The 23881-nt window shown below is 69.7% G+C and carries 21 protein-coding genes and 1 tRNA gene; 14 read left to right on the top strand and 8 right to left on the bottom strand.

Translation table 11 applies throughout. The features are described from left to right. Position 1 precedes the first annotated feature (1 nt). Both KDK95_RS37750 and KDK95_RS17515 read left to right on the top strand, forming a co-directional pair. Entirely contained in the window at positions 2-1480 is a 1479-nt protein-coding gene (locus KDK95_RS37750) for a sensor histidine kinase (RefSeq protein ID WP_212519262.1), read from the top strand. A 45-nt stretch (positions 1481-1525) separates the two neighbouring features. Beyond that, on the top strand, positions 1526-2533 hold the full coding sequence (locus tag KDK95_RS17515) for a hypothetical protein (protein WP_212519263.1): 1008 nt from the start codon (positions 1526-1528) through the stop codon (positions 2531-2533). Positions 2534-2616: 83 nt separating this feature from the next. Here KDK95_RS17515 and KDK95_RS17520 read toward each other — a convergent pair whose 3' ends face one another. Continuing rightward, positions 2617-3783, bottom strand: coding sequence for a glycosyltransferase family 4 protein (locus tag KDK95_RS17520; protein WP_212519264.1), 1167 nt, complete (start codon positions 3781-3783; stop codon positions 2617-2619). After that, positions 3783-6656, bottom strand: coding sequence for a bifunctional glycosyltransferase/CDP-glycerol:glycerophosphate glycerophosphotransferase (locus KDK95_RS17525; protein ID WP_212519265.1), 2874 nt, complete (start codon positions 6654-6656; stop codon positions 3783-3785). Before KDK95_RS17525 ends, KDK95_RS17520 begins: the two co-directional genes overlap by 1 nt. A 145-nt stretch (positions 6657-6801) precedes the next feature. Here KDK95_RS17525 and KDK95_RS37755 point away from each other — a divergent pair, with 145 nt between their 5' ends. From KDK95_RS37755 to KDK95_RS17580, 11 genes are all read left to right on the top strand, one after another. After that, positions 6802-8493, top strand: coding sequence for a DUF5941 domain-containing protein (locus KDK95_RS37755; protein WP_212519266.1), 1692 nt, complete (start codon positions 6802-6804; stop codon positions 8491-8493). Positions 8494-8590: 97 nt separating this feature from the next. Continuing rightward, positions 8591-9577, top strand: a complete 987-nt coding sequence (gene galE / locus KDK95_RS17535) for a UDP-glucose 4-epimerase GalE (protein ID WP_212519267.1) — start codon at positions 8591-8593, stop codon at positions 9575-9577. A gap of 139 nt (positions 9578-9716) precedes the next feature. After that, entirely contained in the window at positions 9717-10478 is a 762-nt protein-coding gene (locus tag KDK95_RS17540) for a phosphocholine cytidylyltransferase family protein (protein ID WP_212519268.1), read from the top strand. Beyond that, positions 10479-11549, top strand: coding sequence for an iron-containing alcohol dehydrogenase family protein (locus tag KDK95_RS17545; protein ID WP_212519269.1), 1071 nt, complete (start codon positions 10479-10481; stop codon positions 11547-11549). Further along, entirely contained in the window at positions 11527-12294 is a 768-nt protein-coding gene (locus tag KDK95_RS17550) for a CDP-alcohol phosphatidyltransferase family protein (protein ID WP_212519270.1), read from the top strand. The genes KDK95_RS17545 and KDK95_RS17550 overlap by 23 nt, the downstream gene beginning before the upstream one ends. Before the next feature lie 21 nt (positions 12295-12315). After that, positions 12316-13200 (top strand): glycosyltransferase family 2 protein, encoded by an 885-nt coding sequence (locus KDK95_RS17555; protein ID WP_249161451.1) that lies wholly within the window; start codon positions 12316-12318, stop codon positions 13198-13200. A 30-nt stretch (positions 13201-13230) separates the two neighbouring features. Beyond that, the gene (locus KDK95_RS17560) at positions 13231-14211 is read left to right on the top strand and encodes an ABC transporter permease (RefSeq protein ID WP_212519272.1); all 981 of its coding nucleotides are present in this window, start codon (positions 13231-13233) and stop codon (positions 14209-14211) included. 103 nt (positions 14212-14314) lie between these two features. Continuing rightward, entirely contained in the window at positions 14315-15118 is an 804-nt protein-coding gene (locus KDK95_RS35910; RefSeq protein WP_372463340.1) for an ABC transporter ATP-binding protein, read from the top strand. A 125-nt stretch (positions 15119-15243) separates the two neighbouring features. Continuing rightward, positions 15244-16206 (top strand): hypothetical protein, encoded by a 963-nt coding sequence (locus tag KDK95_RS17570; RefSeq protein ID WP_212519274.1) that lies wholly within the window; start codon positions 15244-15246, stop codon positions 16204-16206. Further along, the gene (locus tag KDK95_RS17575; protein WP_212519275.1) at positions 16203-17408 is read left to right on the top strand and encodes an alpha/beta hydrolase; all 1206 of its coding nucleotides are present in this window, start codon (positions 16203-16205) and stop codon (positions 17406-17408) included. Before KDK95_RS17570 ends, KDK95_RS17575 begins: the two co-directional genes overlap by 4 nt. Positions 17409-17440: 32 nt before the next feature. Then, positions 17441-17665, top strand: a complete 225-nt coding sequence (locus tag KDK95_RS17580; RefSeq protein WP_212519276.1) for a hypothetical protein — start codon at positions 17441-17443, stop codon at positions 17663-17665. A gap of 360 nt (positions 17666-18025) precedes the next feature. On the opposite strand, the gene KDK95_RS17585 is transcribed toward KDK95_RS17580, so the two are convergent. The 5 genes from KDK95_RS17585 to KDK95_RS17605 form a co-directional block, all read right to left on the bottom strand. After that, positions 18026-18439 (bottom strand): VOC family protein, encoded by a 414-nt coding sequence (locus KDK95_RS17585; RefSeq protein ID WP_212519277.1) that lies wholly within the window; start codon positions 18437-18439, stop codon positions 18026-18028. 38 nt (positions 18440-18477) lie between these two features. Next, positions 18478-18876, bottom strand: a complete 399-nt coding sequence (locus KDK95_RS17590; RefSeq protein WP_212519278.1) for a hypothetical protein — start codon at positions 18874-18876, stop codon at positions 18478-18480. A gap of 613 nt (positions 18877-19489) precedes the next feature. Beyond that, a tRNA-Arg gene (locus KDK95_RS17595) sits at positions 19490-19562 on the bottom strand. Positions 19563-19813: 251 nt separating this feature from the next. Then, positions 19814-21253 (bottom strand): hypothetical protein, encoded by a 1440-nt coding sequence (locus KDK95_RS17600; RefSeq protein WP_212519279.1) that lies wholly within the window; start codon positions 21251-21253, stop codon positions 19814-19816. Further along, positions 21243-22205, bottom strand: a complete 963-nt coding sequence (locus KDK95_RS17605; protein ID WP_212519280.1) for a site-specific integrase — start codon at positions 22203-22205, stop codon at positions 21243-21245. The genes KDK95_RS17600 and KDK95_RS17605 overlap by 11 nt, the downstream gene beginning before the upstream one ends. A gap of 114 nt (positions 22206-22319) precedes the next feature. Here KDK95_RS17605 and KDK95_RS17610 point away from each other — a divergent pair, with 114 nt between their 5' ends. Continuing rightward, positions 22320-22682 carry a helix-turn-helix domain-containing protein gene (locus KDK95_RS17610; protein WP_212519281.1) on the top strand — a complete coding sequence of 121 codons (363 nt, stop codon included), beginning with the start codon at positions 22320-22322 and terminating at the stop codon, positions 22680-22682. 179 nt (positions 22683-22861) lie between these two features. Here the strand turns inward: KDK95_RS17610 and KDK95_RS17615 are convergent, their stop codons facing one another. Beyond that, complete coding sequence (locus KDK95_RS17615) at positions 22862-23719, bottom strand: hypothetical protein (RefSeq protein ID WP_212519282.1); 858 nt, start codon at positions 23717-23719, stop codon at positions 22862-22864. Between the last annotated feature and the right edge of the window lie 162 nt (positions 23720-23881).

Raw genomic sequence — 23881 nt, forward strand, 5'->3', positions numbered from 1 at the left:
GGTGAGGAGCCGGCTCAGGCAGGGCGAGTGGCGCTGGGGAAAGCGCAAGCTCCGGACCCGGATGATCATCGCGGCGGCGGTCGCGGTGTCGGTGGGGATCGCGGCCTGCGTCGTCTTCGGCTATGTCGCCGTGCGCACGGAGCTCCTCGCCAACATGGACGCCCAGCTGGCCCGGCAGGCCACCGGCCTGTCCGCGATGGCCAAGTACCAGAACAAGGCCAAGCCGGGCGGCACGAAGGGCAAGAGCGGCACCAACTCCCCGGCGGCGCAGCGGGCGTACGAGATCGCCTACGGCCACCGCTTCGGCGACTCGGTCGGCATCTCGCAGTTCGTCTACGCGAACGGCCGGACGGTCCCCGCGCAGTCCCCGACCGTGATGAACCAGGGCAACAGCTCGACCATCCCGCTGATCCCGGACGATCTGCAGGTCGCCGCCGGCAACTCGGCGGACGGCTACCGGACCGTGCAGCTCAACGGCGTCGCCGCGCGCGTCTACACGATGCACATAGGCGGTACCCGGGAAGCCGTGATGGTCGCGCTCCCGCTCTCCGGCATCGACACCGAGCTCAAGCAGCTCGAGCTCAGGCTCGGCCTCGGCGGCGTGGGCGCCATCTTCCTGGCCGCCCTGCTCGGCTGGTGGGTCACCCGCACCGCGCTGCGCCCGGTCGCGCAGCTGACGACCGCCGCCGAGCGCATCGCCAGGGAGCCCAGGGAACTGGCCCACCGGATCGACCTCGGCAAGCGCTCCGACGAGGACGAGCTCGGCAGGCTCGCAGTGAGCTTCAACGCCATGCTCGCGGCGGTCCAGGACGCGGCCATGAAGCAGCGTCAGCTGGTCGCGGACGCCTCCCACGAACTGCGCACGCCGCTCACCTCGCTGCGGATGAACGCCGAGGTCCTCGACAAGTTCGACCGCCTCGACGACGTGGACCGCAAGCGCGTCATCGACTCGCTGCTCACCGGCATCGACGAGCTGACCGGCCTGGTCGCGGACACGATGGAGCTCGCGCGCGGCGAGGAGCCCGAGGCGGTCATCACCCAGGTCCGCTGGGACGAGCTGACCAACCGCGTCGTCGACCGAGCCAGCCTGCACTGGCCGGAGACCGAGTTCCGGGTCTTCACCGAGCCCTGCACCGTCCGCGGCGTCCCCGAGCGGCTGGAACGCGCCGTCGGCAACCTGATCAACAACGCGGCCAAGTTCTCCGGCGGCGCCGGCCTGGTCGAGCTCCGGCTCGCCGCGCACGGCGTGCTGACGGTCCGCGACCACGGCCCCGGCATTCCCGAAGAGGACCTGCCGCACGTGTTCAACCGCTTCTACCGGTCCGCCGAGATGCGCGACCGCCCCGGCTCCGGCCTCGGCCTCGCGATCGTCGCGCAGGTCGCCGAATCGCACGGCGGCAAGGTCACCGCGCGCAACGCGCAGCCCGGCCCCGGCGCCCTGTTCACGCTCGAAATCCCGACTGTCGGCGGCGCCGTCTAGATTCGACCCGGCAAGTCAGGATTTCTCCTAAGGAGGCAGGGCCTGATGGATGCGGTCGGATGGCTGCTGGAGGGTGACCCGGCGATCCGCTGGCAGGTGATGCGCGACCTCACCGCGGCGCCCGCCGACGAGGTAGCGGCCGAGCGGGCGCGGGTCGAGCACGAGGGCTGGGGCGCCCGGCTGCTGGGCCTGCAGCTGCCGGGCGGGCAGTGGACGAACGAGACCCCTGAGGGCCTGTCGCAGGCCGCTGCGGCCTGGTGGGCCGGGATCGGGCCGGCGCGGCAGGGCACGTTGTTCCCGCAGGGCACGTCGACGACCGCCAGCCTGGCGCTGCTGCGCGACTTCGGGCTGCCCGCGGACAGCGCCGCGGCCCGGCGCGCGGTCGGGCTGGTACGCGAGCACGTGCAGTGGGAGCACGACGGAGAGCCGTACTTCGACGGGGAGACCGAGCCCTGCATCAACGGCCGGACCGTGGCGATCGGCGCGTACTTCGGCGAGGAGGTCAGGCCGGTGGTCGAGCGGCTGCTCGGCGAGCAGATGGACGACGGCGGCTGGAACTGCGAGCAGGAGAACGGCTCGACCCGCGGCTCCTTCCACACGACGATCGGCGTGCTCGAAGGGCTCTCGGAGTACGAGCGCTCGCTCGGCGAGCAGGACCCGGCGTGGACCGCCCGGGTGCGCGCGGCCCGGTTGCGGGGGCAGGAGTACCTCGTCGAGCGCCGGATGCGCCGGAGCCTGTCCAGCGGCGAGGTGGTCGCGTTCGATCGGAAGACCGAGGCGCCGGCCGCCTGGGACCAGTTCTCGTATCCGACGTTCTGGTACTACGACGTGCTGCGCGGTCTCGACTACCTGCGCGCGGCCGGGGCCGAGCCGGACGAGCGGCTGCGCGAGGCGGTCGAGCTCGTCGAGTCCAAGCGGGACGCGAACGGCGTGTGGGTGCTGGAGAATCCGCACGCCGACCGGCTCCACTTCCCCCTGGACGAGGGCGAGGGCAAGCCCAGCCGCTGGAACACGCTGCGGGCGCTGCGCGTGCTGGACTGGTACGGGCACTGATTCGCGGTCGGCGGCTCGCGATCCGCCGTTCGCAATCCGCCGTCCGTTATCCGTGGCCCGCGATCCGTGATTCCGTTACCTCGTCAGCGGTGCACGAGCGCGAACAGCCGCTCCCAGCGCAGCGCGATGACGTCGGGCGCGTAGCGGGCCACGGAGTCGGGCGCGGCCTTGGCGAGCGCGCCGCGCAGGTCGTCGTCGTCCATCAGGGCGCCGAGCCGGTCGGCGAACGCCTCGGTGTTGCCCAGGGAGACGAGCACGCCGTCCTGCAGGATCTCGCGCACGCCGGGGGCGCAGTCGAACGCGACGCACGGCAGGCCGCAGGCCTGCGCCTCCAGCAGCGTCATCGGGAAGCCCTCGGCGCGCGAGGTGCTCACGAAGATCGAACCGCTGCGCAGGGCCTCGGGCACCTGGTTCGTGGCGCCCTCGAACGAGACCGAGGAGGCGATCCCCAGGGCCGCAGCCTGGGCTTCGAGCGCCGGGCGGTCGGGGCCGTCGCCGTAGATCTTCAGGCGCCAGTCCGAGCCGGGCCGGGCCTTGGCGACGTAGGACCAGGCCTCGAGCAGCAGGTCGAAGCCCTTCTCCTGGGACAGCCGGCCGAGGGCGACGCAGACGTGCGCGTCCGGGTCGGCGCCGCCGGTCGCCGGGAACGGCAGCGGGTTCGGCATCGAGGCGGCGTTGTTCATGCCGCCCTTGGTCGTCCAGTCGCTCGCGTCCTGCTCCGTCAGCGCGACGAAGCGCGGGAGGCCCGTGTAGAGCTTCTTCACGCGCGTGCCCCGGCTCGACGCCATCGACGCGGCGTACGACTCGTGGCTCATGCCGATGACCGGGATGCCGTGCGTGTCCGCCTTCGCGATCCACTCCATCGCGAAGACCTGGACGCAGATGATGACCGCGTTCTCGGTGTCGAGCGAGCCGACCAGGTGGCTGAGCCGGTCCGCGCCCTCCTGCTGGAGGCTCAGGTACGCGCGGTGCCGCAGCCCGGCACGCGGGTGGCGCAGCCGGACGTCGATCGCGGGGCGGTGGACGACGTGCACGGGCTTCTCGTGCAGCAGGGCCGTGCGATAGGGCGGCCGGCCGTCCTCGTACTCCGCCGCGTAGTCGTGCGGATTCGCCACTCCGGCGACGCCGATGAGCAGCACGCGGTGGCCCTCGCCGCTGAGCAGTTCGCCCATAGAACGGGCCCAGCGCTGCGCGCCGCCCGCCTCGTCGATGTTGTTGCAGACGATGACGATGTCGCGGATCGGGGCCATCACTTGCCGCCCTTCGCGAAGAACCGCTGGTAGACCTGCTCGGCGGCGGTGCCCTTCTCGTACTCGCCGAAGCGCTGGGCGAACGCCCGGCGCTCCTCGCGGTGCGATTCGGGGGTGAGGGCGGCGAGCGCCTTGAAGAACGACTCCTGGTCCGTCGTGTACGGGCCGGGCGCCTCGGCCTCCAGGTCGAAGTAGGTGCCGCGGTCCTGCGTGTAGCCGGCCTTGTCCGGCGCGAAGAAGACCATCGGCCGGTCCAGCAGCGAGTAGTCGAACATGACCGAGGAGAAGTCCGTGATCAGCGCGTCCGAGGCGAGGAAGAGCTCTGTCACATCAGGGTACTTCGACACATCCTGCACGGCGCCGCGCGCTTGCTCAGGCACCGATACCGAGTTGAGGTAGTGCGCCCGCACGAGCAGCAGGTGCGTGTCGCCGAACTCGCGAGCGAAGTCCTCGAAGGAGAAGTCCGGCTTGAACGGCCCCGAGGTGTTGCGGAAGGTCGGGGCGTAGAGCAGCACCGTCTTGTCCTCGGCGAAGCCGAAGCGGGCCCGCAGCGCCGCGGACAGCTCGGCGCGCTCGGGGGACAGGAGCAGATCGTTGCGCGGGTAGCCGACGCGCAGCGGCTCGGCGCGCATCTCGAAGGCCTCGACCAGGGTCCTGATGTCGTACTCGCCGCGGACCAGGAAGTGGTCGAAGCGGTTGACGGCCTTGGCGAGCGCCTTGCGCTGGCCGGTCAGCATCGCCTTGACCTGCGGCGTGTTCACGCCCATGGTCTTGAGCGCGGTACCGTGCCAGGTCTGGATGTACGTGGTGTGGCGGCGCTTCGCCATCCACTGCGGGAAGCCCTGGTTGTCCACCCAGAACTCGGCGCGGGCCAGCGCGCGCAGGTACGCCCACGAATTGCGCGCGACCAGGCTGGCGTCCTTGGGGAAGCCGTTGGTGTTCTCGGCGTACGACCAGGTCACGCGGCCCTGGTAGCCGTGGTGCCGCAGCGCCTCGTAGATGTACTTCGGGCTGTCGCTGTAGGACAGGCCCATGTGCGACTCGAAGACGACCGAGCCCTTCTTCACCGGAAGCCTGCACAGCGCGGCGTAGACCTTGCGCTTGAGCCGCGGATCGTTGGCCTTCTGCGCGGTCCGCATCGCCTTCTGCACGAGCCGCAGCATCCCGCCGCCGCCGGTGCCGGTCGCGTTGCGCTCGAAGGAGGCGTTGACCCGCTTGGCGATCGGGTTGCGCGACACGATCTGCAGCGTGACGACGCCGCGGTGGTTGATGCGCACGGCCCAGCGGTCGCCGACGGCCTTCGTCAGCAGCGGCCGCGCCGGCAGTTCGAGCTCGGCGGCCGCCTCGGGCAGGTGGATCGCCGTGACGCGCGTCGCCATCGTGCCCAGGTCGCCGGCCTTGAGGCGGAATCTGACCTCGAACATCTGGTCCACCACGCCGACCGGGCGGACCGTCCTGGCCACGTCCACCTCGCCGGACCAGCGGATCCGGTCGCCCTCGTGGCTGACCTCGGCCACCTTCACCCGGTACTGGCGCAGCGCGCGCTGGCCGGGCCGGAACTCCAGCTGCGCGCTCAGCGGCACGTCGGCCGGTACCTTGCCGAGCGGGTTCACGGTCTCGCCGGACAGCCGGATCCGGCCGTTCCTCCGGGTCACGGACACCACGTCGAGGCCGGTCAGCCGGGTCGCCAGGTTGGACTCGGGCAGCGAGAGCTGGTGGTAGCCGGCCTCGGTCACGTCCAGGGCCAGCCGGCCGAAGTCCTCGTCGAGATAGCCCTTGTCGCACCAGTAGATCCGGCCGTCCCGCTCGACCAGGTCCGTGCTCACCCGCGTCCGGTCGAGCAGGTTCTCCGAGACCGTGACCAGGCCCGGCCAGTCCTGCCTGAGCATCAGGAACGCGCCAGCGACGGCGACGCGGTGCCGGCAGCGCGCGAAGGCGGCCTCCAGCGGCAGCGTCTGCAGGTAGTCGCGGAACAGCTGCCGGCACTCGGCGATGTACTCGTCCGTCTGGTACGGCAGCTCGCGCAGGTAGAGCACGAGGTCGTGCTCGATGAACTTGACCGCCTTGGCCAGCCGGATCTGCGCGCGCCCGGCCTCGTCGGGGAAGCCGTCGAGGACCGCGTCCACCTTGCGGTGGATGCCGATCCGGTCCCGCACGTTGCCGATATTCGAGCGCTGATTCGAGATGGACTTGGCCGCGACCCTGACCATGACCTCCCAGTAGTACACCGGGTTCGGGATCAGCACGATCTTGCGGGCGTGCAGATAGGCGGTGGCCGAGAAGAGCAGGTCCTCCCAGTGGAAGCCCTCCGGGAAGCGGATCGCGTTCTCGCGCAGGAAGTCGAGGCGGTAGCACTTGTTCGTGGAGAGCGTGTCGCGCAGCAGGTCCGGGTCGTCGGCCGCTGACTCCAGCACCCGGCGCTCGGTGTACATCTCCGGCCACCACGGCACGTCCTCGACCAGTCCGGAGCGGTTGACGTGCCGCCGGATGCACAGCCCGGAGACCAGGTCGGCGTCGTACTCCTCGGCCGCCTGCAGCATGTTCAGGCCCGCGTGACGGTCGAGCACGTCGTCCGAGTCGAGGAACATCACGTAGCGGCCGCGCGCGTGCTCGATCCCGGTGTTGCGCGGCTTCGAGCAGCCGCCGCTGTTGCTCTCCAGGCGCACGAACCGCACCCGCGGGTCCTCGGCGGCGAGCCGGGCCACCACCTGCGGGGTGTCGTCCGAGGAATGGTCGTCGACCACGACGACCTCGAGATTGTGCAACGTTTGATCGAGGGCCGAGCGCACCGCCTCCGGCAGCCGGGCGGCATCGTTGTACCCGATGACCACGACTGTTAAGTCAGGCGTCGCGGTGTTGTTCTGCTCCGGCAAGACTTCCTCGCTAACCAGCGCGTCCAGCGTTTTAGGGATGGTATCGGATCGGGTGGCGGGCTACGGTTGCTGACCGGATCCACCGCACCCACACGGACCCATAGGGACCCACAGGGACCGAACCGGCCTAGGAGTGAAACACCCCGTGCGCACGACCGCCGCCACCCACGTCACCGCCATACTGAGCGGTCCACAGCCTGTGGACGGAGACAGCCACCTGCGCACGGCGCTCTCCGGCCTGGGCGTCACCGTGATCACGGCGGACGGGCCGGCCGCCACCGCCCGCGCCGTGGCCAGCTCCTCGCACTCCGGCAAGATCGCCCTGGTCGACCCGCGGCTGGCCGCCCACCCGCACGCGCTGCGCCTCGCCCTGCTCGACCCGAGGTGGGAGGCCGCGCACGCGCCGGGCGTGCTCGTCGTCACCGGCGCGGCCCGGGAGCGGCTGGCGGCGGAGCTGCGCGCGATCCCCGACCTGACGGCGCACCGGGTGGACGGCACCTCGCCCGCCGCCCGGCTGACGGCGCCGAAGCCGCTGCTCGCCGACGAGTTCGCCGATCTGCTGCGCGCCCAGGGCATCGCCGTGCACGAGACCGTCCTGCCGACGGAGCTCGTCGCGCGCCTGGTCGCCGAACCGCTGTCCGCGCGCAAGGACGTGTACGCCGAGATCGCGGCCGTGGACGACGAGGCGATCCGGCTGCGCCGCGCGGTCAAGGGCGACGACGGCCTGTTCACCACGTACTGCGTCTCGCCCTGGACCCGCTACCTGGCGCGCTGGGCCGCGCGCCGCGGCTGGACCCCTAACCTCGTCACCACGCTCTCCCTGCTGGTCGCCGTGGCCGGCGCGGCAGCCGCCGCGACGGGAACCCGCGCCGGCTACATCTGCACCGCGGTCGCCCTCTACTTCTCCTTCGCGCTGGACTGCACCGACGGCCAGCTCGCCCGCTACTCGCTGCAGTTCTCGCGCATCGGCTCCTGGCTCGACGCGACCTTCGACCGCGCCAAGGAGTACGCGGTCTACGCCGGTCTCGCGCTCGGCGCCGCCCGCGGCGGCGGCCACGACCACGGCGTCTGGCTGCTCGCCGCGGCCGCGATGGTGCTCCAGACGCTGCGCCACCACATCGACTTCGCGTACCACGAGTCGCTGCGCGGCCAGCCCGCCGCCGCGAAGCCCGTCACCGCGGCCGACGCCCCGCGCCGCAGCCCGGGCTACTGGGCCCGCAAGGTCGTCGTGCTGCCGATCGGCGAGCGCTGGGCCCTGATCGCGATCCTCACGGCGCTGACCACCCCGCGCGTCGTCTTCAGTGTTCTGCTGATCTGGGGCGTGCTCGCCGCCGCGTACACGACCGCCGGGCGGGTGCGGCGTTCGTTGGCGGGCAACGGAAGCCGCACCGAAGAGGCCGTCGACGCGCTCGAGGCGATGTGCGATCTGCCGCTCGCGATCAAGGTGGCGGCCCGCGAACCGCTGGCCGCGAAGCTCGGCTGGCTGACGCCTCCGACGATCCAGTTCATCGCGTACGTCGTGATGCTCGGCCTCATCGTCAACGACGCACTGCTCGGCGCCGCCACGTTCACCATGCTGGCCGCGGTGATCTACCACCATTACGACGTCGTCTACCGGATCCGCGCCGACGCGGGGCAGCCGCCGCACTGGCTGTCCGTCGCGCTCGGCGGCAACCTCGGCCGCTCGGTGCTTCTCGCGGCGCTGGCCGTCACGATCGGCTCCGCGCAGACGCTGAGCCTGATCGTCTGGCTGCTCGCCGCCTACCTGGCCGTTCTCGCGGTCGGCGAGTCGGTGCGCTTCTGGACCCGGCCGGCCGCGCCGGTCCTGCCCGACTAATTCTTCGTGATGGATCTCGCGCGTTCATGTTGGATTTTGTTAGAATCTGTCAGGGACAGCGGGATGCAGCTGACGTAGGCGAAGGTAGGGTCGAGGTATGACGACGTGGCTTGTTACCGGCGGGGCCGGGTACATCGGATCGCACGTGACCCGGGCGCTGCTCGCGGCCGGCGAGGGGGTCGTCGTGCTCGACGACCTGTCCACCGGTGCGAAGGACCGGATCCCGGACGGCGTGCCGGCCGAGATCGCCCGGGTGCACGACCGGGCCGCGGTGGCGAAGGTGATCGCCGAGCACGGCGTCGGCGGCGTGATCCACGTCGCGGCGAAGAAGCAGGTCGGCGAGTCCGTCGACCGGCCCACCTGGTACTTCGAGGAGAACCTGGAGGGCCTGCGCACGCTGCTGGACGTGGCCCTCGAGGCGGGCGTGGGCAGGTTCGTCTTCTCCTCCTCCGCCGCGGTCTACGGCGAGGTCGACGTCGAGCTGGTCACCGAGCAGACGCCGTGCACCCCGGCCTCCCCCTACGGCGAGACCAAGCTCGTCGGCGAGTGGATGATCAAGGACGTGGCGCGCGCCCAGCGCCTGGCGGGCAAGGAGTTCGCCTTCGCGAACCTGCGCTACTTCAACGTCGCCGGCGCCGGGGCCCCCGAGCTCGGCGACCCGGTCGCGCTGAACCTGATCCCGATGGTCTTCACCAAGCTCGAGGCCGGGCAGAACCCGCTGATCTTCGGCGACGACTACGCCTCCCCGGACGGGACCTGCATCCGCGACTACATCCACGTCGCCGACCTGGCCGAGGCGCACGTCGCCGCCGCGCTGCGGCTCAACCGGGACGCGGAGGCCTCGCTGACCCTGAACCTGGGCACCGGGATCGGCGCCTCGGTCAAGGAGGTCATCGACACGATCCTGGAGCACACCGGCATCGACCTGCCGCCGGTGATCGTGCCGCGCCGTCCCGGAGACCCGGTCAAGCTGGTCGCCTCCGCCGAGCTGGCCGGGCAGGAGATCGGCTGGAGCGCTAGCCGCGACCTGCGTGACATGATCGTCTCGGCCTGGGCCGGCTGGCGCTTCCGGCACGATCGGTAACACCTGTGCGGTAATCGTCATCGGGGCGACAGCGGAAGTGGGGTTGCAGGACATCCACCGATAAGCTGTCGGCCATGATCGGACTCATCCTCGCCGCAGGTGTCGACAGTCGGGCCGCCGCCTCCCCAGGCGGCGCCCGATGATCGGACTCATCCTCGCCGCCGGCGCGGGCCGCCGCCTGCGCCCGTATACGGACACACTGCCCAAGGCCCTGGTGCCGGTGGACGAGGAGCGGGGCCTGACCGTCGTCGACCTGACCCTCGCGAACTTCGCCGAGGTCGGCCTGACCGAGGCCGCGATCGTGGTCGGCTACCGGGCCGAGGCCGTGCACGAGCGCAAGGAGCGGCTCGAGGAGAAGTACGGCCTCGAGTTGCACCTCGTGCACAACGACAAGGCCGAGGAATGGAACAACGCGTACTCGCTCTGGTGCGCGCGCGACCTGCTCAAGCAGGGCGTGATCCTGGCCAACGGCGACACCGTGCACCCGGTGTCGGTCGAGCGCGCGCTGCTGGCCGAGCGGGAGAAGCCGGGCTACTCGTCCCGCGTCCTGCTGGCCCTGGACACCGTGAAATCCCTCGCCGACGAGGAGATGAAGGTCATCTGGTCCGCCGAGGCCGGCGTGAAGCGCATCACGAAGCTGATGAACCCGGCGAACGCGACCGGCGAGTACATCGGCGTGACGCTGATCGAGCCCGAGGCCGGCGAGGACCTGGCCGACGCGCTGCGCACCACGTTCGAGCGCGATCCGCAGCTCTACTACGAGGACGGCTACCAGGAGCTCGTCGACCGCGGCCTGCGGGTGGACGTCGCGCCGATCGGCGAGGTGTCCTGGGTCGAGATCGACAACCACGACGACCTCGCCAAGGCGCGCTCCATCGTCGCGGCGGTGCGGGGACAGTAGATGGCCGTCCTCAGCAGGCTGATCCAGGCCCCGGCGGCGGTGCGCATCGGCCCGGGCGTCGCGGCCGAACTGCCCGGGATCCTGGCCGACCAGCGCATCTCCGCCTCCGGCCGGCTGGCCGTCGCGATCAGCGAGGGCTCCGGCACGCAGCTGCGCGAGCAGCTCGCCGGCGACCTGCCCGCGGACGTCGGCTGGTTCACGGTCTCCCGGGCCAGCCTGGACGCCGCGGTGGACCTGGCCGACCGCGTCCGCGCCGACAAGGCCCCGTACGACACCCTCGTGGCCATCGGCGGCGGCAAGGTGATCGACGCCGCGAAGTACGCCGCGGCCCGGCTCGGCATGCCGCTGGTCGCCGTCGCCACGAACCTGGCGCACGACGGGGTCTGCTCGCCGGTCGCCACCCTGGAGAACGACGCGGGCACCGGCTCCTACGGCGTGCCGAACCCGATCGGCGTCGTCATCGACCTCGACCTCATCCGGCAGGCCCCGCCCCGCTTCGTGCGCTCCGGGATCGGCGAGGCGCTGTCGAACCTGTGCGCGCTGGCCGACTGGGAGCTCTCGCACCGGGAGACCGGCGAGCCGATCGACGGCCTGGCCGCGGCGATGGCCCGCACCGCCGCCGAGGCGATCCTGCACCACCCCGGCACGATCGACGACGCCGGCTTCCTCGGCGTGCTGGCCAACGGCCTGGTGCTCTCCGGCCAGGCGATGGCCGTCGCCGGAACCAGCCGCCCGTCCTCCGGCGCCTGCCACGAGATCAGCCACGCGATCGACCAGCTGTTCCCGAAGCAGGCCGCGCAGCACGGCGAGCAGTGCGGCGTCGGCGCCGTCTTCGCCACCCACCTGCGCGGCGAGCACGCGCTGGCGGCCGAGATGGCCGCGGTGTTGACGCGGCACGAACTGCCGGTTACCCCCGGGGATCTGGGACTTGATATCGATCAGTTCGCGGACGCGGTAACGTACGCGCCGCACACAAGACCGGGCAGGTTCACCATCCTGGAACATCTGGACCTGTCCCGCTCGCGGATCGATGACGCGGTGAAGGGTTATGTCGCTACCTACGCTCGATGAGCTCCGTGCCGTCGTTCAGCCGCCGGAGAAGATGCAGCGCCGCAACGGCGAGCACTGGGCCGGCCGGCTCTACATGCGCAAGATCTCCCTGCGCACCACCAGGCTCCTGGTCAACTCGCCGATCTCGGCGAACGGCTACACCTACCTGATGATCGTCGCCGGGGTGCTCGCGGGCCCCGCGCTGCTGATCCCCGGCATCGCCGGAGCGATCCTCGGCGCCTTCTTCGTGCAGCTGTACCTGCTGTTCGACTGCGTCGACGGCGAACTCGCCCGCTGGCGGCAGCAGACCTCGATCGTCGGGGTCTACCTCGACCGGATCGGCGCCTACTTCGCCGAGGCCGCGTTCCTGGTCGGCCTGGGCTTCCGGGCGAGCAGCCTGCACCTGGACGGGTGGGCCGTGCTCGGCCTGGCCACCGCGCTGTTCGTGATCCTGGTGAAGTCCGAGAGCGACCTCGTCGACGTGGCCCGCTCGCGCGCCGGGCTGACCGCGGCGACCGAGGGCTCCGTCGTGCCGCGCGCCGCCGGTGCCGCGAAGCTGCGCTCCGCCGCCCAGATCTTCAAGGTCCACCGGCTGATCGTCGGCATCGAGTCCTCGATGCTGGTGCTGCTGGCCGGCATCCTCGACCTGTTCGCGCACGGCCAGCCGTTCACGAAGGCCGCGCTGGTGATCCTGGCGGTCATCTCGGCGATCATGGTGGTGCTGCACTTCGTCTCCATCGTGCTCTCGAGCCGGCTCAAGGCCTAGAAGGTGGCTGACGTGACCGAGATGCGTCTGGGCGCCGTGATCCTCACGATGGGCAACCGGCCCGCCGAGCTGCTCGAGCTGCTGGAGTCCGTCGCCGGCCAGAAGGGCGACCCGATCGACGTGGTCGTGGTCGGCAACGGCGTCAAGGTCTCGGAGCTGCCCGGCCTCGACGGCGTCCGCACGCTGGACCTGCCGGAGAACCTGGGCATCCCGGGCGGGCGCAACCGCGGCTTCGAGGTGCTGCTCGCGCTGCCCCCGGACCAGCGCCCCGAGGCGATCCTGGTGCTCGACGACGACGGCAAGCTGGACGGACCCGAGTCGGCCGAGCACGTGCGCGCCGCGTTCGCCGCGAATCCGCGCCTGGGCATCGTCTCCTTCCGCATCTGCGACCCGGTCAGCCGCGAGGTGCAGCGGCGGCACGTGCCCCGGGTCCGGGTCGGCGACCCGAACCACTCCTCGCAGGTCACCACGTTCCTCGGCGGCGCCAGCGCGATCCGCTCCGCGGTCGTCGACCAGGTCGGCGGCCTGCCCGACGACTGGTTCTACTGCCACGAGGAGACCGACCAGGCCTGGCGGGCGCTGGACGCGGGCTGGAGCATCGAGTACCGCTCCGACGTGACCCTGCTGCACCCGAAGACGCTGCCCAGCAGGCACGCGACGTACAACTACAACGTGGCACGCAACCGAGTCTGGCTCGCCCGGCGTAATCTTCCTGGGGCCCTGGTGCCGGTGTACCTGGGCGTCTGGACGGTGCTGACCGTGGCCAGGCTGCGCTCCCCGGCGGCGCTGAAGGTCTGGTTCCGCGGCTTCGCCGCGGGCTGGCGGACCCCCTGCGGCCCCCGGCAGCCGATGGGCTGGAGTACCGTGTGGCGGATGACCAGGCTCGGAAGACCCCCGGTCATCTGATGGATCTCGACGAGGACATAAGGCGAAGCAGTGAGTGAACCCGGCGGCATCGTGCTGGAGGAGTTGCCTCCCCCCGCGCTCGATCCCGAATACGCCGATCTCGGCGGCGTCGCGCTGGCCGCCAAGTACGGGCTCAAGCAGAGCGGCAAGCGCCCTCCGCTGTTCGAGTACGCCGCGCAGCTGTGGCAGCGGCGGCACTTCATCACCGGCTACGCCACCGCGAAGAACCGCTCGCTGTACTCCAACGCGCGGCTCGGCCAGCTCTGGCAGCTGCTCACGCCGGTGCTCAACGTGGCGGTGTACTACTTCGTCTTCGGCATCCTGTTCACCCAGAGCCGCGGCGTGCCGAAGTTCCTGCTCTTCCTGGTCATCGGCGTCTTCCTGTTCAACTTCCTGCAGACCTCGATGATCAACGGCTCGCGCTCGATCAGCGACCAGCTGGTGCTGATCCGCGCGCTGCACTTCCCGCGGGCCTGCCTGCCGATGTCGGCGACGATCATCCAGCTGCAGCAGCTCGGCTTCTCGATGATCATCGTGGTCGGCGTGGCGCTCGGCCTGCAGGAGACCCCGACCCTGCGCTGGCTGCTGGTGATCCCGGCGCTGATCCTGTTCAGCGTCTTCTGCAACGGCATGGCCATGATCGTCGCGCGGATGGGCTCGGTGCTCACCGACACCGCGCAGCTGCTGCCGTTCATCAGCCGCACCTGGATGTACCTGTGCGGCGTCATGTACAGCATCGCCTCCGTCACCGACCGCGCTGGCATCCCGCACTGGGTGAAGCTGGCGCTCTACTACGACCCGCCGGCGCTGTTCATCACCGTGGTGCGCAACTGCATGATCAGCATGCCGTCGCGCGCGTCGTACGCGACGGCGGCCGACTACCAGGCCGCGGTCAACTCGCTGCACCAGCCCGCGTTCGCCTGGGCCTTCCTGGTGTTCTGGGCGCTGCTCGCCGGTGTGGGCGGCTTCGTGTACTTCTGGAAGGCAGAGGAGCAGTACGGCCGTGGCTGACACCCCCAAGGTCCTGCCCAGTCAGGTGCTGCGCGCCATCCAGGGCAAGGAGGGCGAGCACAGCTTCTCCGAGGAGGAGCTCGCCGCCCTGCGCGCGCAGATCATAGAAGAGCGGGCCAAGCGGCGCGCCGAGGCGGCGACCAACCAGCCGACGGTCGTCGTGGACAACCTCAACATCGTCTACCGGATCCACGGCGCGGGCACCGGCCGCGGCTCGGCGACCGGCGCCCTGTCCCGGATCGTCTCGCGGCGCACCTCGCCGACGATCCGCGAGGTGCACGCCGTGCGCGGGATCTCCTTCGTGGCCCGGCGCGGCGAGAGCATCGGCCTGATCGGCCGCAACGGCTCCGGCAAGTCGACCACCCTGGCGGCCATCGCGGGCCTGCTTCCGCCGGAGAAGGGCGGCGGCGTCTACACCGACGGCCAGCCCTCGCTGCTCGGCATCAACGCCGCGCTGATGCCGGACCTGACCGGCGAGCGCAACGTCATCGTGGGCTGCCTGGCGATGGGCATGTCCAAGGCCGAGGCCAACGCGCGCTACCAGGGCATCGTGGACTTCTCCCGGATCCAGGAGACCAACCCGCACGCCATGAACCTGCCGATGAAGGCCTACTCCTCGGGCATGGCCGCGCGGCTTCGGTTCGCCATCGCCGCCTCGCGCGACCAGGACGTGCTGATGATCGACGAGGCGCTGGCCACCGGCGACGCGAAGTTCCAGGCGCAGAGCGAGCAGCGCATCCGCGAGCTGCGGGCCAGCGCGGGCACCGTGTTCGTGGTCAGCCACTCGATGGCCGCGATCCGGGACACCTGCGACCGGGCGATCTGGATCGAGGCAGGGAAGATCCTGATGGACGGCGACGTCGACGAGGTCGCCGACGCGTATGAAGCCTGGTCGAAGCAGGGATGAACCAGGATTTGACGCAAGGCTAAGGCTGATTTAATACAGGTCTGTTACGCATTTCGCGCGCCAGGCGCCGCCCGCTCGTTAGTCTCTGTTCCAGAGAACTCGGGACAGAGCTAGGCGGACGCGGCGTGAACATCGTGGGCAAGGGGTTCTTGCTCCTGCTGGGCTTCGTCACGCTCGCCTCCGCCGGCCTGACCCTCTGGCTCTGGCCGCGGCTGGCCGGGCGCGGCGTGAAGCCGGTGGCGGGCCGGATCGGCCTGCTGCTGGGCACCCAGCTGAGCCTGGCGGCGACGTTCCTGTTCACGATCAACGCGCTCGGCGGCTTCTACACGTCCTGGGCCCAGCTTTTCGGCGACTCCTCGACGCAGTACCACCTGAACAACGCGGGCGTGCCCGGCGCGGCCGTGCACGACACCCAGCAGCTCGTCATCGCCTCGGACGGCCGCGGTCGGCTCACGGGAGTCCGCAGCGGCGTCACCGCGCAACTCGACGTGTACACGCCGGCGGACTACGCCTCCAGGTCCGAGGCCGCCAAGCACTTCCCGGTCGAGATCGTGGACCTGACCGGCTACACGGCGACCGGCATGCTGCCGAACTACCAGCAGCTGGCGACGTCGTACCACGTCATCGTGGCCGTGGTGACGTCCGCGGCCGTCGTGCCCGGCGTGAACGTCCCCGCAGGCACGCAGGGCGAGCTGTTCTGGTCCCAGGATCTGCGTACCGCGCTGACGTCGCACTACCGGGTCGCCACGTCCGCCGCCGACTGGGGCGTGGCGGGCGTGGGCCAGTCCGGCGGCGCCGCGATCAATCTCGCCGTGCAGGACTCGACCCACTACGGCCTCGCCGCCGCCGTCGGCGACTGGACGAGCGCGCCGCCGCAGGACAGCTGGCCCGGCATCGACCGCTACCTCGGCGGCGTGCCGATCCCGTCCGTCCGGGTGCTCTACGACCCGGCCGCCCCGGACATCCCGCGCAGCCTCCGGCCGGCCGGCGGCCCGCTGCAGGTGGCGACCCAGTCGGGCCTGACCCTGAACAGCGCGCTGACCTGGCTCGGCGCCTCGATCCAGGCGAACGCGGGGGTGTCGGCGTGACCCTCACCGGCAACTGGCTCCTTGCCCTGCTCACGCTGCTCGTGATCGGCGCGTTCACCGGCGTGGTCCTGCTGTGGCGCAAGCTGTCCGGCAAGACCTGGAAGCACGTCGTGGGCCGCCTCGGCGTGCTCGGCGGCGCGCAGCTCGTGCTCGTCCTGCTGCTCGCAGCGTTCTGCAACGACTACTTCGGCTTCTACAGCAGCTGGCACGACCTGCTCGGCTTCGCCTCCCAGGCGGTGAACCAGAACCAGGCACACCCGCTCGGCCCGGCCCCCGGCGCCGACGCCCCCGACGGACCGGGCGGCGGCGGCCCCGGCCAGCCGCACCGCAGGCTGCTGACGGTCCAGTCCGTCAGCGGCTTGAGCCTGCCGAGCGGCAGCGTCCCCGACTCCACCGGCGAGACCCAGAACGTCACCCTCTACGGCGCGAGCACCGGCCTGAGCACGCAGGCGATCGTCTACCTGCCGCCGCAGTACTTCCAGAGCGCGTACAAGGGCTACGAGTTCCCGGTCGCCATCGTCTCGACCGGCTACCCGGGAGACCTGACCGCCCTCGAGGACCGGCTCAAGTACCCGTACCGCCTGCTCACCGGCATCAACAGCCACCAGGACAGGCCGATCGTGCTGGTGATGATCCAGCCCTCGCCCAGCAGCGTCGGCGGCGTGGACACCGAGTGCACCGACGTCCCCGGCGGCCCCCAGGTGAACACCTTCTGGGCCCAGGACATCCCGCGCGCCGTCGAGGACCAATACCGCGTAACCCCCGCGGCGAGCGGCTGGGGCATCATCGGCGACTCCACCGGAGGCGACTGCGCCCTCAAGGTCGCGATGATGAACTCCGACAAGATCAGCGTCGCCGTCTCCCTGTCGGGGGACTACAACGCCCCGCAGGACCTCACCACCGGCGACCTCTACGGCAGCCCGCAGAACCGGGACCTGAACAACATCATGTGGCGCGTCCGCAACCTCCCCAAGCCACCGGTCTCCGTGCTGCTGGCCAGCAGCCGCAGCGGCGAGAGCGACTACGGCGACGTACTGCGCTTCCAGCAACTGACCGCCGGAACCCCGACGCACACCTCCACCCTGATCCGCAACGAGGGCGGCCACAACTTCACCACGTGGAACGCCGAGATACCGCCCGCGATGCAGTGGCTGACCAACACCCTGCGATCCTCCACCCCGCTTCCCCCGCCCGCCGGATAGCCGCGCGGGCGACCGGAACGCAAGGAGCCTCGGTGACCCATGTCCTCGACGTCCACCCGTTCGCGCTCGTCGAGATTCCCAAAATCAAGGCGTCCCGGGCGATCGATAAACGGTCGCTGCTCAGCGAGGAGTCGGCGATGCGGATGCTCGGGTGGGTAAGACCCACGCCCGAACCGGCGAGACCGGCTGTTCAGCGGGGAGCACGGCGACGAACTCGCCGACGTCGTCATCCGCCGCAACTGGAGAAACGCGCGTGATGAAGTCCTCACCGACGAGGATCTCGACACGCCACTCGCGCGGCAGGTGTACGACCTTCGGCACACCTGCCTCACCAACTGGCTGAACAGCGGTGTGCCGGCCGCTCAGGTCGCCGAATGGGCTGGGAACAGCGTCCCCGTGCTGCTGTCGACTTACGTCAATTGCATCGCGGGCACCGAGAAGGAGATGAAGCGGCGGGTGCTGGTGGGCGTACCCGCTCTGGACTACTTTGCTTGCTTCCCGGAACTCGGTGCTGCATCTGAGGTCGTTGCAGCCGTCGAGTTACGCGCCTGCCACGTCTACATGAGCCGTGGCAGGGCAGGATGCCCCCGGCCTGGCCCAGGGGCATCCTTTGTGGATTATCGATTCAGGATGACTGCTTCCATTGCGGCAATCTCCGCCGCATTCGACTCGACCCGAAACTGATTGCCGACCGGGTCTGCCAGGAGTACCCAGCCAGCGCCGAGGAAACCCTCTCGCCTGCGGTCATCGACTAGCGTCGCACCAAGTGCTAGAAGTCGTTCGACCTCTTCTGACAGTGTGCCTTCGCGAACGGTAAACAGGACGTGCGAGTGAGCCGCGCCTGTAACTATCGTCGGGAAGTCATCGGTGAATTGTGATTCAAGCTCTGACTCCATGGGCACTGGCACTTGAATAGCACAGTTGGCGGCCTTTACTGAAGTTCCCAGTGCGGTGCTCCAGAATTCGGCCAGGTGCTGTGCTTGATCACTATCAGCGCAATCAAAAAGAAGAAGGCGGGCGACTAGAGTCATCCGGGCTCCCCACGGTCGGCGATTTCCTGTTTCTCAGACTACTCGCACGGGATACTCTCGGTGCCCGACGTCCACGTCGACTCCCCGGTCGTTGAAGCCGTGACGATCAGAATGCCGTAGCTCCTGAAGTCGTGATTCGCCAGGTTGCTGAGGCAGGTGTAGCTAGGCGTGACGGTGTAGCCGACCGCACAAGCATGCGGGTTTCCCCCCGCCGCCGAGACCGTTTGCCATGACTGGCCACCGTACTCGTTGTTGACGAGCTCCTGCATATCCACAGACAGGGAACACGAGGTCGGGGGCGGGCTGGAGCATTCGGTGATCTTTCCCTGGCTGTACCACGTGCTGTTGGCGACGATGCGGTACGGCGCCGTGATGAGCGCCTGGCACTCGACAACGACGTTGGGCGAGGCGTGGGCACCGTGCGAGTGGGCCGTCACGGTGGTGGACGAGCTGCCGTTGGTCGACGACGCGGCCGCAGCCGTCGCCGCCCCTGCCCCTACCAGGGCAAATGAGCCGGTCTATCAGAGGACGGAGAAAGCCGTCAAGAAAATTGGAGTTTTCGGTCTATTGGAACTGAGGCCTAAGGGATTTGAGTTGCGTTATGTGACTACCGTAGTCTCGGCGCTCTTCGAGTACTGGCGCGTCGTTCTCCGCGCGCGCCCATCATGTCGCTGGAAGTTCTCGCTCCATCGAGACAGGAGCCCGGCGGCGCGCCGGCCGCTTTGGCTGCGGCGCGTCTAGCGGGCGCGTGGCTGTGAAAGGCGGCCGCGTAGTCGTATCGCGACGAAACGCTGCGCGCCGTAACTTGACACTTGGCGCCCGTAGACGCGCGCCGATGTATGCCGTCGTCGTCTCCGAGCGACCGATAATTTGGGGACGCCCTCGGGACAGCCGCCCGTAGAATCCCGGAATCAGCCGGAGTGGCCCGGATGCTGACGGAGGCCCCGCGTGTGGTGGGCATGGAGACTTTATCGGCATCCTGGCATCTCACCATGGCGCTGACCTGCAAGAAGAGCAATAATGAGATGGGGATGCTGCCCCCAGCTTGGGTGCCCTTGGCGCGATTCGAACGCGCGACCTACCGCTTAGGAGGCGGTTGCTCTATCCCCTGAGCTACAAGGGCGGGATGTGCTGAAAACCTGGATGAAAACCCTGGGGACCAGCGCCCCGGCGGATCTTGATCTTGGATTCAGCAACTCCTGCAGGCGCCCGTGCGAGGGCGCGACCCATGTTGCCACGCTAGGTCGCTTCCGTGCCCGGACAGCGGACAGCTTACAGGCTGGCGTTGGAGTTCTTGAACCTTGTTACCGGGGTCAACGCATGCGGCCGCGAGTCGAAGGAGCGCGGAACTCGTCGAGCCACCCTGGTCAGGGTCTATGCGGCACTGCGAAGCTGTTGGTCGGTGGCGGTGCGCCTGAGGTAGCAATGGCGTGCGATCGCGTTCTGGGTCTGGGCGAAGGCCAGGACGGCGAGCGTCTGGCGGTCGGCGCCGTACGCGATGATCCTTTTGTGGCGCCAGGTGGTGTCGAGGAGCGCGTTGAGGGACTCCGAGTCGGGCCTGTGGCCGTACAGGCGGTCGAAGGTTGCGGTGCCGGGCGGGATCTGGCGTAGGTGTTCGGCGGTGTTGAACGCGCGCTTGGTGTCTTCTTCGTTTTGGTCGAGGCGGACTCGGTGGATGTGCGTGACGCCTCGGTAGCAGGGGATGGCCAGGACGTGGTACCAGCGGCAGGAGTCTGAGGACTCGCGGCGTTCGACGCGGGTGACGGGGATCGGACGGTATTCGGCGGTGCCGTCCTCGGTCAGCGTGCGTTCGGTGACGCGGCCGTCGGCGGCGTAGAGGTCGTGGTAGCACGCAGGGCCTCGCAGTGCAGTGATCTTTTCGGGCTTGGCGCCTCGGTGTTGCTTGTTGATGGCGAGCAGGCCCGCCTTCGCCAGGGAGTTGCGGTGCACGCCGCGTAGGGCGCCGTCCCAGACGACCCCAAGCATCCCGGGTGCGAAACCGGCGAGGCGCACGGCGCTGTCCACTGCGAGGGCGGCCTCGCCGCCGGGGTGGCGCGGGCGCTGGTAGCGCAGGTCGAGGACGACGCGTTCGTGGTAGTGCGGGCTACGGCTGCTCAGGAAGACGAATTTCGGGCCCCACACCTTGGTGTTCTCGTCTCCGCCCTCGGAGTGCAGTCCGGCTCCGGGATCGACCCGGTGGTGGCGCAACTCGCCGGTGCGCTCGTCGATCGAGGTGGGTTTTTGCGCTTTGGTGGGGCTCTTCGGGATGGTGCCGTCGCCGACGACCAACTGGGTCTGGCCGGGGGCGCTCCAGGATCGCGGGGCGTTCGGGTCGAGCAGGCCTTGGGAGAGCGCCTGGGCCAGTGCCCGCTCGCGGAATGCGTCGAGCAGCGCGGGCAGATGGTCGACGAGCTTTTTCCGGTTGTAGAGCCACTGGTTTCGTGTGGGGCCGGTTTCGGGGAGGGCGTCGGCTGCTGCCTGGTCGAGGCATTGTGCGACCCCTTCGCGTACGAGGGACCAGTAGGTCGGGTCTGCCAGATGCGCTTCGGTTGCGCGGGCGGACTGGAAGACAGCGGTCAGGGCGTTGTAGAGGAGGTAGATGTAGAGCGGGAAGTCGGCGGGGCGTCCCGGCGAGCCTGCTTCCTTCTCGGGCAGCTGAGCGGCCAGTGCGTAGATGGCGGGGTCGTTGACCACAGCTCTGACCCTGGCCAGGACGATCACGGACTGCTTGGCGTTGGCTTTGGCGGTGGCCGTCTGTTCCTTCTTGCCGCCGGGCGGGCGCGGTGGTGCGTCACCGAAGATGTCAGCGGGCACCGGCGCCCCTGACGTTCTTCGCTGCCCGGGGGGCGTCGGGTTCGGCCGGTCGGGGCCGCCACTCGTATCCAATCGCGGCTGCTGCGCGGTCCAGGGAGGCCAGGCCGAGGCGCACTGCGGCGTCCTCGATGCGCCCGGTGCGGGCGAAGACGACGGCCGCGCGGTGCGCGGTGATGGAGGCGGGACGCAGGTCTGCCTCGCCGGCGAGCCCGGCCCAGGTCATCACGTCGTTCAGGGCGACGCATACGCGTGCCTGGAGTTGCGCGTCAGTACCGCGTCCGCTGGTGGCCACCGGAATCTCCCGGTCGGGTAGCTGCGTATGGCGTGATCGCAGCGTTTCGGCGCGATCCGACAGGACGTGCAGCTGCCAGGTGTCGAGCGGGCACCAGCGCGCGGCCGTCTTGCTGCTGCCGTGCACCCGCACGCGTGCGCGCTCGAAGTCGAGGTCGGCGAGGCTGATGTGCCCGATCTCGCCGGTATGCGCGCCCGCGTCGGCCAGCGCGACGACGGCCGCGTGCCGGGTGTGGTGAATGCGGGATTCGGCGTATCGCCGCACCAGCTGAATCTCGTCGTCGGTGAGCGGGCGCGCGGCCTGACCGGTCTTGGGCGGCAGGTGGATGTCCATGGTGGGGTCGGAGGTGACCAGGCCGAGGCCGCGGGCGGTACGGAAGAGCGTGCGCAGGACGGTGCGGCGAAGGTGCTGGGTGGCCAGCGCCGAGTCGGAGACATGGCCGTGCCGGCTCCTGCCGCGCGCCGTGATGAATCCTTCGGCGATCCGTCGGTCCACATCGTCCAGCCCAGCTGCGCCGCTGGCGGCGGCGTAGCGGGTGAAGCGCCGCGCGAGCAGGGCGAACTTGTCGGCGCTCTGCAGGGACATCAGCCCGTCGGCGGCCTCGCGCACCCAGCTTCGGCACACCGCCTGGACCTCGGCGTGAAGGCGTCGGTCATCCACGGCGCGCCCGGCCGGATATCGCGTACGGCATCGAGGTGACTCCCCGTCAGAGTATGGTGCATACATGCACCACCCTGGGGCGGGGTGGGGAGTCCGACAACCTGGAGGAGCCAGATGGAGGTATGGGAAGATTCGCAGGTGCGCAGCGACGACGTCCCCGAGGCTTACGTAGCCGATGGGACGTGGCCGAATGTCACACTGCGCGAGGACGCGCCGGTTTCGGCCTACTACGGGCTCGCGCTCGCGCGGAAGCTGGCGTACGCCATCGCGGCGTCCGACACCAGCCTGCGCGCCCTCGGTGAGCGGGCAGGGGTGAGCCACACCACCGTTTCCCGGCTCCTGGCCGGGCGGGTGCTGGTGGATATCGGCACGGTCGCGCGGATCGAGGCCGCGTTGGGCGCGGAGATCTGGCCTGGTCTCGGCGCGCTGGCGCAGCGGCGCACGGACGCCGGAACGGGTGACGGGACAGGCAGCTGACGGGTGAATCGCGCAGCGATATTCACCCGTTCGCGGGATTTTGTGCTTAGAGCACTGGCATGATGTTCACGTGGACGTAGAGGGACTCGAACCCTCGCCGGCTTGGCTTCCAGGCACCGCCGGCGCACCTGCACGCCCATGCTTGGTGCCCGCGTCGTACGGCGCGGGCACCGCCTTTCTCACTCGCAGCGATGGAGCACCGATTCGCCGTTGCCCTGGGACAAGACCGCCAGCGCCTTCATGAAGGCCGGGATCTCCTCGGGGGCGAGTGTGCTGACAGCCTCGTAGGTCAGCTCCATCAGGACGGACGCGCGGCGCTGTGCCGGAATCGTCACGCGATGCCGCGGCTCGGTTTCCACGCGCACGTCCTCTCGGGGATCCTCGGCAGCCGGGGCTGCGAAAGTCTCGGGCTCGGTTTCCGGCCTAGCCCCAGCCTCGGACTCGGTTTCCGGCCGAGCTTCACCTGTGCCGGACTCGGTGCCAGTCGTCGCATCGATCGCCAGCAACCGCCCCGCCGCAACCATGCCGTCGTCTCCGATCTCGATCAGCACCGCCACGCTCAGCCACTCAAGCAGGCTCCTGAGTAACTTAATGTGCTGCTGGTGGCCGCCGCCGTCGGCCAGGAGCGCGGCTTCGAGCTTCTCCACCGGGAGAGGCTCGCCTGCCAGCTCCCGCTGGAGCGTCGGGTAGAACCACATGCGGCGAAAGCGGTCGGCGAGTACGGCCCGCGCACGGTCACGCGAGGAATCCCAACACATTCCGAAGTCACGGCCGGCCTGCGAAGGCGCGAAAATCCCGCTTCCGATCGTGTCCCACAGTCCGGCTTCGACGAAGAAGCGCGTGCTGTAGCGCGCCTGCCCGATCGCCACGCCGACCTGGCTGGTCGCGTCGTGGATGCTGAAGGCCTTCAGGCGCGGGCCGCCGAGTATCGCCGCGGCAATCAGGAGCTTGATCTGGTTGGTGACCGACACGCGGCGCGAGGGCATCGGGTGCTGCGGGGGCTGGGTCGGAGCATGGGGTACCGCGTACGTCGTCATGCCGCCACCTCGCCTCTTACTCTGCGTGCCTGATCGGGAACGGTACTGACGGCGATCGGCTGCGGGCAAATAACCGTCACCCAAACGTGGCCCGCCTTGTGGTGCACGGCGCGGCCCCACCACCTCTTGAGCGTCTCGTCGACCTGCGGAAAGTCGGATCCC

Source organism: Actinospica acidithermotolerans, assembly GCF_018139625.1.
In the GTDB taxonomy this organism is placed as follows: Bacteria; Actinomycetota; Actinomycetes; order Streptomycetales; family Catenulisporaceae; genus Actinospica; species Actinospica acidithermotolerans.

Excerpts from the sequence above, each read along its gene's own strand:
- KDK95_RS17545 (WP_212519269.1), top strand. The coding sequence starts at position 10,479 with ATGGCCGTCCTCAGCAGGCTGATCCAGGCCCCGGCGGCGGTGCGCATC.
- KDK95_RS17610 (WP_212519281.1), top strand. The coding sequence starts at position 22,320 with ATGGAGGTATGGGAAGATTCGCAGGTGCGCAGCGACGACGTCCCCGAG.
- galE (WP_212519267.1), top strand. The coding sequence starts at position 8,591 with ATGACGACGTGGCTTGTTACCGGCGGGGCCGGGTACATCGGATCGCAC.
- KDK95_RS17520 (WP_212519264.1), bottom strand. The coding sequence starts at position 3,783 with ATGGCCCCGATCCGCGACATCGTCATCGTCTGCAACAACATCGACGAG.
- KDK95_RS17555 (WP_249161451.1), top strand. The coding sequence starts at position 12,316 with ATGCGTCTGGGCGCCGTGATCCTCACGATGGGCAACCGGCCCGCCGAG.
- KDK95_RS17515 (WP_212519263.1), top strand. The coding sequence starts at position 1,526 with ATGGATGCGGTCGGATGGCTGCTGGAGGGTGACCCGGCGATCCGCTGG.
- KDK95_RS17585 (WP_212519277.1), bottom strand. The coding sequence starts at position 18,439 with ATGACTCTAGTCGCCCGCCTTCTTCTTTTTGATTGCGCTGATAGTGAT.
- KDK95_RS17550 (WP_212519270.1), top strand. The coding sequence starts at position 11,527 with ATGTCGCTACCTACGCTCGATGAGCTCCGTGCCGTCGTTCAGCCGCCG.
- KDK95_RS17615 (WP_212519282.1), bottom strand. The coding sequence starts at position 23,719 with ATGACGACGTACGCGGTACCCCATGCTCCGACCCAGCCCCCGCAGCAC.
- KDK95_RS17540 (WP_212519268.1), top strand. The coding sequence starts at position 9,717 with ATGATCGGACTCATCCTCGCCGCCGGCGCGGGCCGCCGCCTGCGCCCG.